The organism is Rhizobium sp. BK512 (assembly GCF_014194915.1).
In the GTDB taxonomy this organism is placed as follows: domain Bacteria; phylum Pseudomonadota; class Alphaproteobacteria; order Rhizobiales; family Rhizobiaceae; genus Rhizobium.
The window spans coordinates 254,774-270,411 of the sequence record NZ_JACIAS010000009.1 but is presented as its reverse complement, the minus strand read 5'-3'; the positions used below and the strand labels follow the sequence as shown (position 1 = coordinate 270,411).

The 15,638-nt window shown below is 60.8% G+C and carries 13 protein-coding genes; 5 read left to right on the top strand and 8 right to left on the bottom strand.

What is annotated here, in order from left to right; genetic code table 11:
- Positions 1-381 precede the first annotated feature (381 nt).
- On the top strand, positions 382-1,818 hold the full coding sequence (locus FHX06_RS28780; RefSeq protein WP_112543741.1) for a phospholipase D-like domain-containing protein: 1,437 nt from the start codon (positions 382-384) through the stop codon (positions 1,816-1,818).
- Here the strand turns inward: FHX06_RS28780 and FHX06_RS28775 are convergent, their stop codons facing one another.
- Entirely contained in the window at positions 1,819-2,781 is a 963-nt protein-coding gene (locus FHX06_RS28775; RefSeq protein ID WP_183881711.1) for a lysylphosphatidylglycerol synthase domain-containing protein, read from the bottom strand.
- An 84-nt stretch (positions 2,782-2,865) separates the two neighbouring features.
- Here FHX06_RS28775 and FHX06_RS28770 point away from each other — a divergent pair, with 84 nt between their 5' ends.
- Positions 2,866-3,591, top strand: a complete 726-nt coding sequence (locus FHX06_RS28770; protein WP_112971358.1) for an endonuclease/exonuclease/phosphatase family protein — start codon at positions 2,866-2,868, stop codon at positions 3,589-3,591.
- A 34-nt stretch (positions 3,592-3,625) separates the two neighbouring features.
- Here the strand turns inward: FHX06_RS28770 and FHX06_RS28765 are convergent, their stop codons facing one another.
- From FHX06_RS28765 to FHX06_RS28745, 5 genes are all read right to left on the bottom strand, one after another.
- Positions 3,626-4,426 carry an SDR family NAD(P)-dependent oxidoreductase gene (locus tag FHX06_RS28765; protein WP_183881709.1) on the bottom strand — a complete coding sequence of 267 codons (801 nt, stop codon included), beginning with the start codon at positions 4,424-4,426 and terminating at the stop codon, positions 3,626-3,628.
- A 338-nt stretch (positions 4,427-4,764) separates the two neighbouring features.
- The gene (locus tag FHX06_RS28760) at positions 4,765-6,246 is read right to left on the bottom strand and encodes a sensor histidine kinase (RefSeq protein ID WP_183881707.1); all 1,482 of its coding nucleotides are present in this window, start codon (positions 6,244-6,246) and stop codon (positions 4,765-4,767) included.
- Positions 6,243-6,539, bottom strand: coding sequence for a circadian clock KaiB family protein (locus FHX06_RS28755; RefSeq protein WP_113207929.1), 297 nt, complete (start codon positions 6,537-6,539; stop codon positions 6,243-6,245). Before FHX06_RS28755 ends, FHX06_RS28760 begins: the two co-directional genes overlap by 4 nt.
- 11 nt (positions 6,540-6,550) lie before the next feature.
- Positions 6,551-8,263: a circadian clock protein KaiC gene (gene kaiC / locus FHX06_RS28750; protein WP_246715664.1), complete on the bottom strand. Its 1,713-nt coding sequence runs from the start codon at positions 8,261-8,263 to the stop codon at positions 6,551-6,553.
- A 97-nt stretch (positions 8,264-8,360) separates the two neighbouring features.
- On the bottom strand, positions 8,361-9,428 hold the full coding sequence (locus tag FHX06_RS28745; protein ID WP_183881705.1) for a YihY/virulence factor BrkB family protein: 1,068 nt from the start codon (positions 9,426-9,428) through the stop codon (positions 8,361-8,363).
- 243 nt (positions 9,429-9,671) lie between these two features.
- Between FHX06_RS28745 and FHX06_RS28740 the strand changes: the two genes are divergently transcribed.
- The 3 genes from FHX06_RS28740 to FHX06_RS28730 are packed head-to-tail and all read left to right on the top strand — an operon-like array spanning position 9,672 to position 13,321.
- Positions 9,672-11,876 (top strand): ATP-binding protein, encoded by a 2,205-nt coding sequence (locus FHX06_RS28740; RefSeq protein ID WP_183881703.1) that lies wholly within the window; start codon positions 9,672-9,674, stop codon positions 11,874-11,876.
- Positions 11,869-12,327 carry a response regulator gene (locus FHX06_RS28735; RefSeq protein ID WP_112543826.1) on the top strand — a complete coding sequence of 153 codons (459 nt, stop codon included), beginning with the start codon at positions 11,869-11,871 and terminating at the stop codon, positions 12,325-12,327. The genes FHX06_RS28740 and FHX06_RS28735 overlap by 8 nt, the downstream gene beginning before the upstream one ends.
- Complete coding sequence (locus FHX06_RS28730; protein WP_112543734.1) at positions 12,314-13,321, top strand: sensor histidine kinase; 1,008 nt, start codon at positions 12,314-12,316, stop codon at positions 13,319-13,321. The genes FHX06_RS28735 and FHX06_RS28730 overlap by 14 nt, the downstream gene beginning before the upstream one ends.
- Here the strand turns inward: FHX06_RS28730 and FHX06_RS28725 are convergent.
- Positions 13,318-13,707, bottom strand: coding sequence for a response regulator (locus FHX06_RS28725; RefSeq protein ID WP_112543733.1), 390 nt, complete (start codon positions 13,705-13,707; stop codon positions 13,318-13,320). The genes FHX06_RS28730 and FHX06_RS28725 overlap by 4 nt on opposite strands.
- A 127-nt stretch (positions 13,708-13,834) precedes the next feature.
- Complete coding sequence (locus FHX06_RS28720; protein WP_112543732.1) at positions 13,835-15,496, bottom strand: alpha-amylase family protein; 1,662 nt, start codon at positions 15,494-15,496, stop codon at positions 13,835-13,837.
- Positions 15,497-15,638: the final 142 nt, after the last annotated feature.

Sequence of the window (15,638 nt, the reverse complement as noted above, 5' to 3'; positions counted from 1 at the left end):
TCCGGATCGGCCGGCGCCCAGGATCTCGGTCTTAGGGTTCAGCCTCTTCCAGCTCTTGCCAATCGGTGCGACCTGCCTTGGCGGTGCGGCACGGACGCGGTCCGATCACTCTGCTCGATCATTTCGGTCTCGGGGCCAGCTCTCGCACGTCGTCGCCTTGCGCCTGGAGCACGCTGGCGGTCACATCGCTTGAACGACGCCGGCTCGAAGTCCTGGCGCGGGCTCCTTCGGTTGCATTGCGGATTTGCCCAGGGCAAAGATCGGCCGTTGCGGAAGCGGAGCCTTGACGCTTCATTCCAATTCGACCGAACAGCAGGTCTGTGGAACCTGCGCGGCCACGCTCGCGTTTGTGGATCAAATTGATCAGGACGCTTGTTGACCATGGATACCAGCTTTCCGACCGCATTGGCCTCGCATGAGACTTCGCCCAAAGATCTGTCACATGGCCATCCTCAAACATCCTTCGCCTTTCAGGGCCAGGCGGACGCCGTCGCGTTTCTCGTCAACGGTCAGGATTATTTCGCCGCTCTTGCTAAAACCCTGCGTCAGGCGCGCAATTCGATCCTCGTCGTCGGGTGGGACTTCAATCCCGACATCCTGCTGCAGCCCGGTCTGTCCAGTGAAAGCCTCGGTGACCTGCTGCAGGCCGCGGTCAGATCCAATCCCGACCTGGAGGTAAGGATCCTGGTCTGGGCGATGGGACCGATCTATTCGCAAAAGTCGCTGAGGCTATTTTTTCGGCGCGATTTTCCGGCCCATCCGCGTATCCGCATGCTGTTTGCCCGCCATGATGCATGGCATGCCTCGCATCATCAAAAGCTGGTCTGCATCGATGACGCTGTCGGCTTCATTGGCGGTATTGACCTGACGTCGCGACGGTTTGACGATCGACGTCATGCACCTTCAGACAGCCGTCGGCGCGATACGAGCGGTCGCTCCTATGATCCTCTCCACGATGTCCAGACGATGGTCACCGGCGAGGCTGCCCGACAGATCGGACAAATCATTCGGCGGCGATGGATCGAATGGGGCGGCGATAGCAATCTTGTCCCCGCGCCCGCCCCCGGCCGAGCGCCGGGCCAGCGTTTGCTTCACAGTCCGGTTGCGGCACGTCGCATGCCGGCAGCTTTCGCGCTGACCCAGCGGGAAGACTTGGCCCGTGGCGGTGTCAGCGAGGGCCTTCAAATGACGCTCGACATCATCAGATCGGCCAGCCGGCATCTTTATATCGAGACGCAATATCTGGCCTCGCAGACCATCGCAAAGGCCCTGGCCGCCCGCCTCCTCGAAGATGAAGGGCCGGAGATCGTGATCATCTGTACGCGCAGCTCGCATGGCTTCATCGAGCAGCTCGTCATGGGGCGCAATCGCCGCAGGGTGATCCGCCGGCTGAAACAGGCTGATCGCCATGATCGATTGCGGGTCTTTTATCCGGTGGTCCCCGATGACACCAGCGAGATCGAGGTCCTCGTTCATTCCAAACTCTTGATCGCCGATGACCAAAGTCTGCGGATCGGCTCGTCCAACCTCAACCACCGGTCCGAGGGTCTGGATACGGAATGCGACATGCGTCTGGATGCGACGACGCCGGACCATTTCGCGGCGATCGCGAAGCTGCGCTGCCAGCTCCTTGCCGAGCACCTGGGTACCTCGACGGAAATCGTCGCCGCAAAGGTGGATGAAGCGGGCTCGCTCATTCGGGCAATCGATGCGCTGAATGAAGGGCTCGGACGGTTGAAGGCTCTCGATGCCGATGTTGGTCCCGGGCCGCTTTGCCCTGTTATCGGAACCGCGCTGTTCGATCCGAAGACAGCCTGATCAGGCTGAGCTCGCCTGCGCAGGCTTTCCTGCTTGCGGTTCTTTCCCGGGGCGGGAACGGCCCGGGATAAATTCGCAGATAAAAAGAAGGCCCGTTCCCAGGATAAGAGGAAGGACGAAATAGATCGCCCGGAAGGCGATCAACGCGCCGATCGAGGCGGCATCGGGAACAACATGCTGGACGGTCGTCTCCAGCACCCCGAGTCCGCCAGGGACATGAGTTGCCAAAACGGCAGAATTGGCCAGTACGAAGGCCGTTACAGACTGAAGAAAGGCGACATTGCCGAAGGCTGCGAGAAGCGCGTGCAGACAGGCCGATACGAAGGCAAAATTTAACGTTCCGACGGCAACCTGCAGGATGGCAATGCCAGGCGACGGCAGCTGAAGCGACCAGCGCCAGAGATGGAGGCGCGCCCTGACTAGCGCGGCGACCACCACATAAGCCATCAGCACCAACAGCAGGCCCAGGCCTGCAACCCTGGCACTTGCCTCTGACAGGCCCAACAGCGCCGCAGCGTCGGCGGGGTTGACGATCAGCGCCATACCGCCGAGGCCAACCAGTCCCATGCCCACCGTCACGCCACAAAAGAGGATGATCTTCGCGACGTCCTCGCTCGACAATCCCCATCGCGAATAAAAGCGATATCGAAAGGCGCCACTACTCAGGCCGGCAAAGCCGATATTGTGTCCAAGGGACAGGCTCACGAAGGATGCAAGGGCAATGCGCCTATAGGCGATCTTCTTGCCGATGGAGCGGATCGCCAGGAAATCGAAGCCTGTGAGGCAGAGGTAGGAGCCCGCTGCAGCGAGTGCGGCCAGAAGGAGGTTGTAAGCAGGGATACGTGCAAAGGATTCGAGGATCTGGTTCGCGCTATATTGATGGAAAATCCGGTAGAGAAGGAAGCCGGCGAGGCCGAGCGCAGCCACGAACATCGCCTTCCAAAGCAATGATTTCATGCTCATTTGATTTCACCTGAATGCGAATGAGAACATTGAGGTGGAACGAATGAAGGCTTGTTGTGTTCCTTGCTGGTCAGAGGCCATGAAATGCCGTCACGTCAAACGATCACCCTCCTCACCTACAATGTCCACAGCTGTATTGGTACGGATCGAAAACTTGATCCGGCGCGCATCGCCGCGGTTATCGCGATGGCGAGGCCCGATATTGTGGCGCTTCAGGAAGTCGACGTTTTTCGATCCCGAACTGGCGGTGTCGACCAAGCAAAAGCCATTGCTTCACTTCTGAAAATGCAGGCCCATTTCCACCCGAGCATGACCGTCGCCGAGGAGCGATACGGCGATGCGATCATCACGGCGCTTCCGACCGGCACGATTAAGGCCGACGCCCTTCCCTCGATCGGCGAGCCGAGAGGCGCGATCGCGCTCGAGATCCAAGTCGCTGGTCATGAATTGCTGGTGATCAATACCCATCTCGGGCTGCGGGGGCGCGAGCGCATCCAGCAGGTGAATACACTGCTGGGAGCGGGCTGGCTTGGCGAGCGGAAAAGCAGCGCGGTTCTGTGCGGTGACTTCAACGCAGTTCCGAGCTCGGCAGCCTATCGAGCGGCGACGCGAACGCTTGGCGATGCGCAGCGCGCAAATCCCGCCGGCTATCGCCCGACCTTTCCATCGCGGTTTCCGATCCTGCGGCTCGACCATATTTTCGTCACCGCGGACATCGAGGTGTCGAAAACTTTTGTTCTCGACGATCCTCTTGCCAGAGTGGCCTCTGACCATCTTCCCTTGGTCTCGGTCCTTTCCTTGCCCGGATGAGCGAGCTGCAGTCGGCCCGCCAGGCGGCAAGCGCCTATTTCGCGCCCGAGCCAGGCTCAGCCATCTTGGCATGCTGGTGAGCGAGCATGCTGGCGGGGGTGACATTGGCGACGGCTGCCTGCAACTTGTTTTTCCAGCCGCTGACGACATCGCCCTCGCCGTCGAGCATCGCGTCGTAGCCGATGCGGGCCACCTCGGCCGGATCGTCCTTCTTGGCCTGACCGACCGATGTGTCCATGAGGTCCGCGCGCTTGAAGAACTCGGTTTCGGTCGGACCGGGCATTAGGCAGCTGACGGAAATGCCGCTATCCTTCAGCTCCTCCCGCAGCGCGAAGGAGAAACTATTGATGAAGGCTTTCGTGCCATTATAGACTGCCTGATAGGAGCCCGGCATGAAGCCGGCAATCGAGCCGGTCAAAAGAATGCGGCCTTTTCCCCGCGCCCGCATGTGATTGCCGATCTGGTGAACAAGATAAATGGTGCCGGTGACGTTGGTGTCGACCACCTTGCGCGCTTCGGCGAAATCCTGATCAAGAAATCCCTTGCCGAGGCCGCGACCCGCATTCGCCATCAAAAGGTCGACCGAACGGCCGTCGGCCTCGATGCGTTCCATCAGCCTGTCGACGCCGTCAACGGTCGACAGATCAGCCTCGACCGCCTCGACGGCTCCGCCGACTTGCCGCAGATCGTCGGCCGCTTGCGCAATGCGGCTCTCATCTGCGGCGATGACAAGATCGTAGCCATCCTGTGCGGCGCATCTGGCGAGTTCATAGCCAATGCCCGTTGATGCTCCGGTGATAACGGCGAGGCCGTTTGCGGGTGCGTTGTCAGACATGTGCTTCTCCTGGCTTGAAATGAAGAGGGCTAACGCTGGCAAACCTCGCTATTGCCCCGTTGTTCCCAACGTCTTTGCCGATAGCGCACAGGCGCCGGTAAAGCGCGCGGTCGGGCTGGAGCGATCAAACGAGATAGGGCCGAATTGTCAAAGGCTGGGGCTCGTCCGTGATGCCGCTCAGGGGCATGGCCGGGCCGTCAGTTGCTCGGGTCGATCCACACGGTTTACCGTGCGGATGGTGCGAGCATCGAGCCCGGTAAATGCTCAAATCTGGATAGCGCTGGCGCACCTGCGCCGGGGCGACCGCGGCCCAGTTTAATGGGTCCTACCGGACCGGGTCAGACAGTCGCAACATCCTCTACCGGCACGCGGATGGCGCAACGCAGGCCCTCAGGATGAAATTCGAGCTTGGCCCCGCCATTCGGAGAATATTGCAGGCTGCGGTTGATGACCGTGTCCCCGAACCCTTTCCGTGTCGGCGGCGTGACCGGCGGACCGCCGATCTCGGTCCAGCAGACCTCGATGGAGGCTGCCTCGCGCTTGACGGCGATCTCTATCCGGCCGTGATCGTTGGAAAGCGCGCCGTATTTGACGGCATTGGTCGCCAGTTCATGAATGACAAGACCGAAGGCGATGGCTGCGCGGGGCAGGATCTCGACATCCTCGCCGCTGATCTTCAGCTTGGCGCCGAGGTCGCTGACATAGGGTGCAAGCTCTGCAGCGAGGATCTCCGTCAGCAGAATGGAGGACCAGGATCGGTCGGCAAGCACGTTGTGGGTGGCCGCCAGCGCATGAATGCGACCCGAGAAGGCCTTGCGAAAACCCTCAATCGTATCCTCGGTGGAGGCGGTGCGATTGGAGATCGACACGACCAGGGCCAAGGTGTTCTTGACGCGATGATCGAGTTCGCCCATCAGCAGAAGCTGCTGCTTTTCCGCTGCCTTGCGGCGCGAAAGGTCGACGAGGGTCACAACCGTGCCCGTCACTTTACCGTCGCCGACGATGAGCGGCGAGGCGCTGACGAGGACGTCCTTGCCGCCGCGGCTCTTCGGCGCGATTGCCTCTATTCCCTGGATGGACTGCCCTTCGACGACCACGGCCAGGAAATCTTCGCCCTGCATGAGCCCGGTCGCACCGCGCACGTCAAGTGCGAAGGCCTTGTCGAAGGGCGATCCGATCGGGTCGCCGTTGGCAAGGCCGAAGGCCGCCGTATTGGCATGCGTGACGATTCCGGCGAGATCGCAAACGACGACCGCTTCTGCCGCAGACGACAGGATGGCGAGTACGGTCCGCTCGGCTTCCTTGCGCTCTTCGGCCCGGATGCGCGCGGTGATGTCGGTAAAGCTCATGGCGATGCCCGGATTCGTCCCGAGCATCATCCGGCCTGCCGAAATCTGTAAATAACGCGCCGCCTCGCCCTGTCCGAGCTTGATCTGCACCCCGGCCGCTCCTGACGTCGGCTTTTCGATCAAAGCGGCAATGACGGCGGAAGCCTCCGCACCGATTGCCTCAAAGAGCAGCTTTGCGTCCAGCGCGTCACGGGAAACGGCAAAGAGATCGCAAAGCGCCTGATTGGCATAAAGCAGGTTGGCGTGGCCATCGAAGGCAGCAGCGCCGAGATCCATCGCCTCCATGAAGGAGCGATAGGATTCGACGCCTCCCTCGAGCGTGAAGATCTCCTCCTCCCGCTTCTGGTTGCGAACGACCAGCGCATCGATCTCGCCCTCGCGGATCGCCCGGATGACCTCTTCGGCCTCCTCGAGCCGCCGGCGCAGATCCGCGTTCAGGGCCTCTGCTCGCGAAACTGCCTCGAGGCTCATTCACCCTCTCCAACCTGCAGATTGACGAGAACTTTCTCGGTATTCGACAGGTCGCCGATAATTTTGCGGATCGGCGTCGGCAATTCCCGAACCAGCGTCGGAATGGCGACGATCCCGTGTTCGCGCGCCAGCTGCGGCGATTTTCGAAGGTCGATCACCTCGATGACATATTTGCCCGGCAGGCTTTCGGCGCAGATGCGCTCGAGGTTCTGGATGGCCGCCAGTGATTTCGGTGTCTGACCGGCGACATAAAGGACCAACTTCTTGGGTGCGCCCGCTGTTTCGTTTTCCATTTCACCCATCGTCATTGCGCCGAACGGCGGCTTTTCTCCATGGCCGCCCGATCAGAGGCCGCCTGATTCAAATAGGCCGCTTCCGCGTCCTGGACAGTGGTCAGCTCGGCCTCGTCCGACTCCAGTTCGGCCTGCAGCGCTTCGATCTGCGCCATGACCTTCCTGCGCTTCTGCTTGAGCAGTTCGGCCCGCCGTGCCACCTCGGCCTTCCGCTCGACCTCCGAGCGTCGGGCTTTGGCTTCCTCCGACTGTCTGAGAGTGCCGGTCAAGGCCCGCCCATCGCCGATATATGGCGCGAGCAATCGAATTCCATCTTTGGACATGACGAATTCGCGCACCTGGTTGGAATGGGCGGTGCCGCGGGCCTTCAGGAGGTAGAGTTCCCGATTGAACTCACCGCCAATCTCCCGATTGAGAAGCAGGATCCAGGCATCCATCAGCGAAGAAAGGCCTGCGTCGGTCTCCGTCGTCCCATCCTGCGAATGCATCAGATGGGTAAAGACGGCAGTCGTTCCGCGCGATTTCAGAAAATCCACCATGCGCAACAGCATGGACTGGACCTCGAGAACGTCACCGCTGCCCATGAAGGCCGAGATCGGATCGAGAACGACGAGGGAAGGATTGAAGCGGGCTATCTCGCGAAGCATCACCGCCAGATGCATTTCCAGACTGTAGAAGGTCGGGCGGACCGCGACATAATGCAACGATTTCGCATCGACCCATTTCCTGAGATCAGTGCCGATCGAACGCATGTTGCGCACGGTCTGGTCGAGCGATTCCTCGAAGGAGAAATAGAGCGCGCGTTCGCCGGCGGCGCAGGCCGCAGCGCAGAAGCTTGCGGAAACCGAGCTCTTGCCGGACCCGGCCACACCGCTGATCAGGATGCTCGTGCCGCGATGAAATCCGCCGCCGGACAACATTTCGTCGAGGGTCGCGATCCCGGAGGAAATGCGCTCCTCGGAGACCTTATGGGAAAGGCCGAGCGTGCTGACCGGCAGGACGGAAAATCCATCCTGGTCGATCAGGAAGGGAACCTCGTTCGTGCCGTGGGCCGTGCCGCGATATTTGACGATCCGCAGCCGGCGCGTCGAGATCTGGTTGTGGACGCGATGGTCGAGCAGGATGACGCAGTCGGAAACATATTCCTCCAGGCCCTGACGCGTCAGGGACCCATCGCCGCGCTCGCCGGTGATGATCGTCGTCAGTCCCTTGTCCTTCAGCCAGTCGAACAGGCGGCGGATTTCGGCGCGAAGAATGGCAGGATTGGTGAAGGCCGAAAACAGGCTTTCGATCGTGTCGAGCACAATCCGCTTGGCTCCGACCTGGTCAATGGCAAGTTCCAGCCGCAGGAAGAGGCCCTCAAGGTCGTAGTCGCCGATTTCCTCCAGTTCGGAGGGATCGATGGCGATGTGCTCGATATAAAGCTTTCCCTCGTCGATCAGCCCCTGCACGTCGAAACCGAGTGAGGCGACATTGTTGACGATATCGATGGGGCGCTCCTCGAAGGTGACGAAGACCCCGGGCTCGTCGTGATCGCGTGCGCCGTTCAAAAGGAACGTGGAGGCAAAGAGCGTCTTGCCGCAACCGGCGGTGCCGCAGACGAGCGTGGGGCGCCCGCTTGGCAGCCCGCCAAGCGTCAAATCGTCGAAACCAACGATCCCGGTCAATGATTTGGAGATGCCTTTCGGCTCGGACATGGCGTAGTTGATCCCGTTCCTGGCCATCGTAGGCCTTAAAGGGATCGAATATCGCAATGAGGCACGAATGGCAAATGACCGGCTTTGTACTCCAGCGTACCAAAGCGTTGGAATGTCGGTCGTTTCAGTCGACCGCGCGCCCGAGTGTGTCGGCGACATAGGCACCGCGTGCACCCATCGGCTCGGGCGCACCGGTCGTTGTATCCTTCCTTGTTTGATGCTCGAGCTCGGCATTGAGCTCGGCGCCGACGATCAGGATCGTCACGGACAGCCAGATCCAGACCAACAGGCCGATCAACGCGCCAAGCGCGCCGTATGTGGCATTATAATTGGCGAAATGCTCGAGATAGAAGCCAAAACCGAGCGACATGGCCGAGCAGGCGATCGTCGTCAGCGCCGCCCCCCAGGTGAGCCAGCGCAGCTTTGCCGGCTCCCGGCTCGGGGCAAAGCGATAGATCGTCATCACTGCGCCGGCGACGATGATGAGCAGCAGTGGCCAGCGGCCGATCAAAGCCAGGTTTTCCTTATAGGCGTCGAGCCAGACGGACGACAGGATAACCGGTATGGCTGCGACGAGACCTAAAACCGCGATCGCGCCGACGACAGCGCAAAGAGTAAAGACGAGGCCGATCAGGTTGAGGCGGATGAAACCGCGGCGTTCCTTTTCCTCATAGGCGACATTCATTGCATCAAAAAGGGCAAGTGTGCCGCTATGGGTGCTCCAGAGTGCGAAGGCCAGACCGACGAAGAAGGTGATGCCAAGGCTCTCCTCCCGACGCCCGGCGAGCGCGCGGATCTGCTCGGCAACGATATCGAAGGCGCCTGGCGGCAGCAGGATGGAGAGCTTTGCCAGGTGGTCGGCAATCGTCATCGGATCGGCGATGAGCCCATAAAGGGAGACGAGCGCGGCGAGAGCCGGGAACAGGGCGAGCAACAGATAGAAGGTCACGCCCGCCGCAATCAACATCACCCTGTCATCACTGACTTCCTCGACAAGGCGCCAGAACACGTCGCGCAGGCCGCGCACCGGGATCTCTTCCGGGACCTGCGCGCTCCGGCCCCGTTCGTCATCGGATGGCGGCGTCGCCTTCGGCGGCGACTTTCCTTTCGATCCTGCAAGTGCCAGCGCAAGGCCGGCGATCGCCATCAAGCTGATCACGGCTCTGGAAGAGGTCGGCCGCTGGATTTCCATGATCGTTTCTCCATCTTCCGCGATCGGCCCGCCGGCAATCGGCAGGCTCCGGCAATGGTCGGAGGCTGCGGTTTCGGGCCTGCGCGCAACGTGCATTGCACTGTTGAGGCGCAATCGTGCGAAAGCGCGATTTGTTCCAATCGCCTCATGTCGAAAGAACGTCGGCTTTTGCAGTTTACAGGCCCGCGCCCGCGCCTATCTTTACGCAGCGGCAGATAGCGCTACGCGAAAGGACTTGAACAGATGCATGTCTTGACGGCTTCCGCTGCGGACCTCGACAGCTGCGCGAGCGAGCCGATCCATCTTCCGGGGGCAATTCAGCCGCACGGCGCCCTGCTCGTCCTCGACATGCACACTCGTGCCGTCCTTCAGGCGAGCCAGAATTTGCTGTCCTTTACCGGCCTGGACCTGGCGGCAGACGGGGTCCTTGCCGCTAGCCTGCCAGATCTCGACAGCGCGCTCGCCGCCTGGAGCCCGGAGCGCAGCCCGTCACTGCAGGTCAGGCTGGAAGAGCAGGCACTCGTCGCCATTGCCCACCGATCCGACGCCGTTTTCATCGTCGAGTTCGAAAGGATCGAGAGGAGCGGAGCCGACAGTCTCGTTTCCCGTCTCGGCTCCTTTGCGCAATTGCTTTCGGGCGAGAACGACATTGCCGGCAGCTTGCGAGCCTGCGCGACCTTCGTGGCCGAGCTGACCGGCTTCGATCGTGTCCTTGTCTACCGCTTCGACGCCGAGTGGAACGGACATGTCGTTGCCGAGGCCAACAATGGCGGGCTTCCCTCCTATCTCGATCTGCGCTTTCCCAGTGGCGACATCCCCGCACAGGCGCGCCACCTCTACACGATCAACCGAGTGCGCATGATCCCGGATGCATCCTATCAGCCGGTTCCGATTGTTCGCGCCGACGGGAAGCAGCCACGTGCCCACCTCGACCTGTCGCTGTCGCAATTGCGCAGCGTCTCGCCCGTCCACCTTGAATATATGCGCAATATGGGAACGGCCGCCTCGATGTCGGTCTCGGTGATCGTCGACGGCGCGCTTTGGGGCCTCGTCTCCTGTCACGGCGCTGCGCCTCATGGCGTTTCAATTTCCGTCCGCGATGCCTGCGACTTCGTCGTACAGTCACTTGCGATGCGCATAAGCGCCCTGGAACGGGCCGAAGCAGCAGCCGAAAGTGTCGAGCTCGCAGAGGTCCACTCACGCCTGCTGACCCGAATGAGCCAGGCACAAAGCTGGCACGTCGACTTGCTGGCTGCGCAGGACGATCTCCTGCAGCTGGTGGGCGCCGAGGGCGCTGCCATCCGCACGGACGATCAGATCGTCACGGCAGGCCGCGTGCCGGAGCGTGCTCACATTGCCGGAATCACCGACTGGCTGAAGTCGCGCGGCGAGGAGTTTTTTCATTCGAGCTGCCTTGCCGCCGATCTTCCGCAAGATCTGTCCTCTCCGATCGCCGCCGCCGGCATGCTGGCAATCAGTCTGTCGGGTCTTCATTCGAATTGGCTGGTCTGGTTCCGCCCGGAAATCGTCAGGACCGTAAAATGGGGCGGTGATCCTCACAAGCTGGTGCGTGAGGCAGGCCGCATCCATCCCCGCAAGTCCTTCGATACATGGCGCGAGCAGGTCCGCGACCAGTCAGCGCCATGGACGCAAAGTCAGATCGGCGCTGCCCGCAACCTGCGCGGCGCCATCGTCGGCATCGTGCTTCGCAAGGCTGAGGAACTTGCGCAGTTGACGGGCGAATTGCAGCGCTCCAACAAGGAGCTCGAGGCCTTTTCCTATTCGGTCTCACATGATCTGAGGGCGCCGTTTCGCCATATCGTCGGTTTTGCCGAACTCTTGCGCAGCCGCGAAACGACGCTTGACGAAAAATCGCTGCATTACCTCCAGACCATCTCGGACGCGGCCGTTGCGGCGGGCAAGCTCGTCGATGATCTCCTGAATTTTTCCCAGCTTGGGCGAACCGCCCTCTCCAAGAAACCCGTCGACATGAACAAGCTGGTCCTTGAAGTTCTTCGCAGCCTGAAGGCCGAACAGGAAGGACGCGACATCGACATCCAGGTGGCCGACCTGCCGCCAGGCTTCGGCGATGCGACGCTTCTGCGCCAGGTCTGGTATAACCTGCTCGAAAATGCCGTCAAATACACGCGCCCGCGCAAACGCGCTGAAATTGTCGTGGGCGGCCAATCTTTCTCCGACCAGACGGTCTATAGCGTCTCTGACAATGGGGTTGGCTTTGACATGCAATATGTCTCCAAGGTGTTCGGTGTTTTTCAGCGACTGCAGCGCGCAGAAGATTTCGAGGGCACCGGGATAGGACTGGCGCTTGTCAGACGGATCATCGAACGTCATGACGGCACGGTGTCGGCATCCGGCGAGGTTGACAAAGGTGCCAGCTTCTCATTTGCTCTGCCGCTCGAAAAACAAAAGGATGACATCCTTGCCTGAATTGCGTCCGATCCTCCTGGTCGAAGACAGCCCCCGCGATCTCGAACTGACCCTGGCCGCCCTTGAAAAATGCCAGCTCGCCAACGAGATCATCGTGGCAAGAGATGGCGCTGAAGCCGTCGACTACCTGTTTGCCACCGGGCCGCATGCCGGACGCGAAAGCGGCGATCCGGCCGTCGTCCTGCTCGACCTCAAGCTGCCGAAGATAGACGGCCTGGAAGTGCTTGCCAAAGTCAAGCGGGCCGAAGGCCTGCGCCACGTCCCGATCGTCATGCTGACATCTTCTCGCGAGGAACAGGATCTCGTGAGGAGCTATGAGCTCGGGGTCAATGCCTTTGTCGTCAAGCCCGTGGAATTCAACGAGTTCTTCAAGGCAATTCAGGACCTCGGCGTCTTCTGGGCGTTGCTGAACGAACCACCTCCTGGACATCGTGGAAATGGCTACAGCTGAATTGATATCCCTTACGCCCACAGTTCTTCTTCTGGAAGACAGCCCGCTTGACGCCGAGCTTGTCGCTGAGCAGCTGCGCACCATGCAGCCCGAGCCGCAGATCATACGCGCCGCACGCCGGGCAGATTTCATTGCAGCGGTGTCGCAAGGTGGTTTCGATATTATTCTGGCAGACTTTTCCTTGCCCGATTTTGACGGCATGTCGGCCCTCGATATCGCCAGCAAGGCCTGTCCCGACGTGCCATTCATCTTCGTGTCGGGGGTTTTGGGCGAGGAGGCCGCAATCGAATCCTTCCGGCGGGGAGCGACCGATTATGTCCTCAAGCAGCGCCTGATCCGCCTGCCCGCCGCCGTCTCCAGGGCCCTTGCAGAAGCGCGCGAGCGGCGCGACCGGCGCCATGCCGAGGAGCAGCGCGAGATCCTTGTACGCGAACTTAGCCATCGGGTGAAGAACACGATGGCGATGGTCATGTCGATCGTGCGGCGAACGGCCCGCGGGCGCCTCTCCGTCGACGATTATGCCGACAGCTTGTTGCAACGGCTTGATGCCATGGCCCAGGCGCACGCACTTCTTTTCCAGTCGAATTGGGAAGAGGCACGCCTTGCCGATATTGTCGAGCGCATCGTTGCTGCTCATGACCGCAACGCTCGTTTCGACCTCGGCGGCAGCCAGGACGTCACGCTAGGCCCGAAGAGCGCCCTTGCCGTCAGCATGGTGCTGAACGAGCTCGTGACGAATGCCAGCAAGCATGGGGCGCTATCGAACGATGCCGGTCAAGTGCGCCTGAAATGGCGCCAGCATACCGATCACGCCGGGGTCGATGTGGTCGACATCGAGTGGCGGGAAAGCAACGGTCCGATCGTGGTCCCGCCTGAGGCAGCCGGTTTTGGAACGGCGCTGATCGAACGCTCCGTACAATATGAGCTGGAAGGGGCAGTCGATCTGCACTATCTGGCCGACGGGCTCACCTGCTCCATCAGCTTTCCGCTCTAGCCTCTTTCGGTCATGCGCGTGTTCAGCGCCTCGTCGATGCGTCTGGTCAGCGCCTGTGGCGACCATGGTTTTGCGATGAGGGGCAGGTCGGCGAGTTTGGAGCGGATCTCCGGCAGTTCGGCATAACCGCTGCAGACGATGATAGGTGTTTCCCGGCGCCTGAGGGTGTCGATGAGCGGAAAGGATAGCTCGCCCGCAAGGTTGAGATCGACGATCGCAAGATCGACAGGCTGTCCTGAGAGCGCCTGGAGGGCCTGCGCCAGTCGGCCAAACGGACCGACGACCTGATAGCCCTGATCGACAAGGAAATCTTCCATGTCCATTGCCAGAAGAAGATCATCCTCGACGAGCAGCACGCGTGTTTCGGAATTTGCTCTTAACGTCATACGTACCTCAATAATGCCGTGCGGCCTTTAACTGTTTGTCTGCGAATGAAAGTCAAGCGTCGGATAATAGCGGCGCCGGCAAAGTGTCCACGGGCGTGAACCTGTGAGGACCGGCCCTGCCATTCCTCTAGACCTCCGTGCGCTTGAGCAGGTAATCGAGGCCGCCGACGCGAAACCATTTGTAGGCGTATCCATCAAGATAGAGGCAGTGGCGACCGGCCGCGTCTGCCCGGCTGTCGGTGCCATCGGCAATGTCGATCAAGAGGTCACCACCGTCCTTAAGGCCGGGATCGATCGTGACCTCGACCGGGTTTTCGTTGAGGTTATGGACGATGAGGACTGCGTTGTTGCGCCAGTCGTAGCGGATGGCAAGGATGCCGCTCTCTTCAACGTCAAGGACGCTATAGTCTCCCCACCCGACTTCTGGAGCTTCCTTGCGCATCCTGATCAGGCGCTCCATCCAGTTCAGCATGGATTGCGGGCTCCTGCGCTGGTCGGCGACATTGATATGCTCATACCCGTAGGGGCCGCCCGAGATGACCGGCAGGATCGGCTTTTCGCTCTTGGTGAAGCCGGCCTGCGGTTCCGTCGACCATTGCATCGGTGTGCGGGCGCAATTGCGTTCGGGCAGGGACAGATCGTCGCCCATGCCGATCTCGTCGCCGTAGCGCAGCACCGGCGTGCCCGGCAGCGAAAACATCAGCGAGTAGGCCATGCGCAGACGGTCTCGGTTGCCGTCGAGCATCGGCGCGAACCGCCGTCTGATGCCGCGATCGTAAAGTTGCATGGTCTTTTCGGGTCCGAAGGCGGCAAAGACGAGCTTGCGCTGGGTCTCGCTCAAGCGGCCGAGATCGAGCTCGTCATGGTTCCTCAAGAACTGACCCCATTGTGCCGATTGCGGGCGCATGCGGGTCGCCTCGAGCGCCTTTGCAAGTGGCGCGCAGTCGCTGCTTGCAAGCGCGTAAAACAATGTCTGATTGACTTGGAAGTTGAACATCATGTGCATCCGGTCGCCGTCCTCGCCGAAATAGTCGAGATCCGTCTTCGGCAGCACGTTGGCCTCTGCAAGGATGATGGCGTCGCCCTGGCGCCATTGCAGGAATTCGCGGAAGGTGCGCAGCATGTTGAACTGTTCGCGCGGCTTCTTCAGGCCGGCGCCCTTTTCGGCGATCACGAAAGGAACGGCGTCCATCCGGAAGCCGGAGACACCGAGCTGGATCCAGAAGCCCATGATCTTTAGGATCTCGGCCTGCACATGGGGATTTGAGGTATTGAGGTCCGGCTGGAAATCGTAGAAGCGGTGGAAGTAATATTGACCGGCGACCGTGTCGCGGGTCCAGGTGGTTTTCTGAACGCCTGGAAAGACCATTCCCTGATCGGCGTTGTCGGGCTTTTCTTTCGACCAGACATACCAGTCGCGGTAGATCGACTGCTCGTCCTTTCGCGCCTCCTGAAACCAGGGGTGTTGGTCGGAGGTGTGGTTGACGACAAGATCGATCAGAACGCGGATGCCGCGCTGCTTGGCCCCATGGGTGAATTCCACGAAGTCGCCGAGCGTGCCGTAGCGGGGATCGACATTGTAATAATCCGAAACGTCATAACCGTCGTCCCTGCCAGGAGACGTCTGGAACGGCATCAGCCAGATCGCGGTGATACCGAGGCCGGCGAGATAGTCGAGTCGCCTGGCAAGTCCCTGGAAGTCACCGACGCCGTCGCCGTTTCCATCCATGAATGTCTCGACTGACAGGCAATAGACGACCGCGTTCTTGTACCAGAGATCGTTGATCATCCGTTTCTCCCTTGTGCTGGAGACGCAAATGGTTCGTGCGGTCGATTTGTTCCGCAAGCCACAGCGCCCTGCCCGCAAGCGCCGACTGTCGGGACGCGGTGGGGAGCTTGCCCTGCCTTGCAGCGCCCTGAGCGCCGAGCGT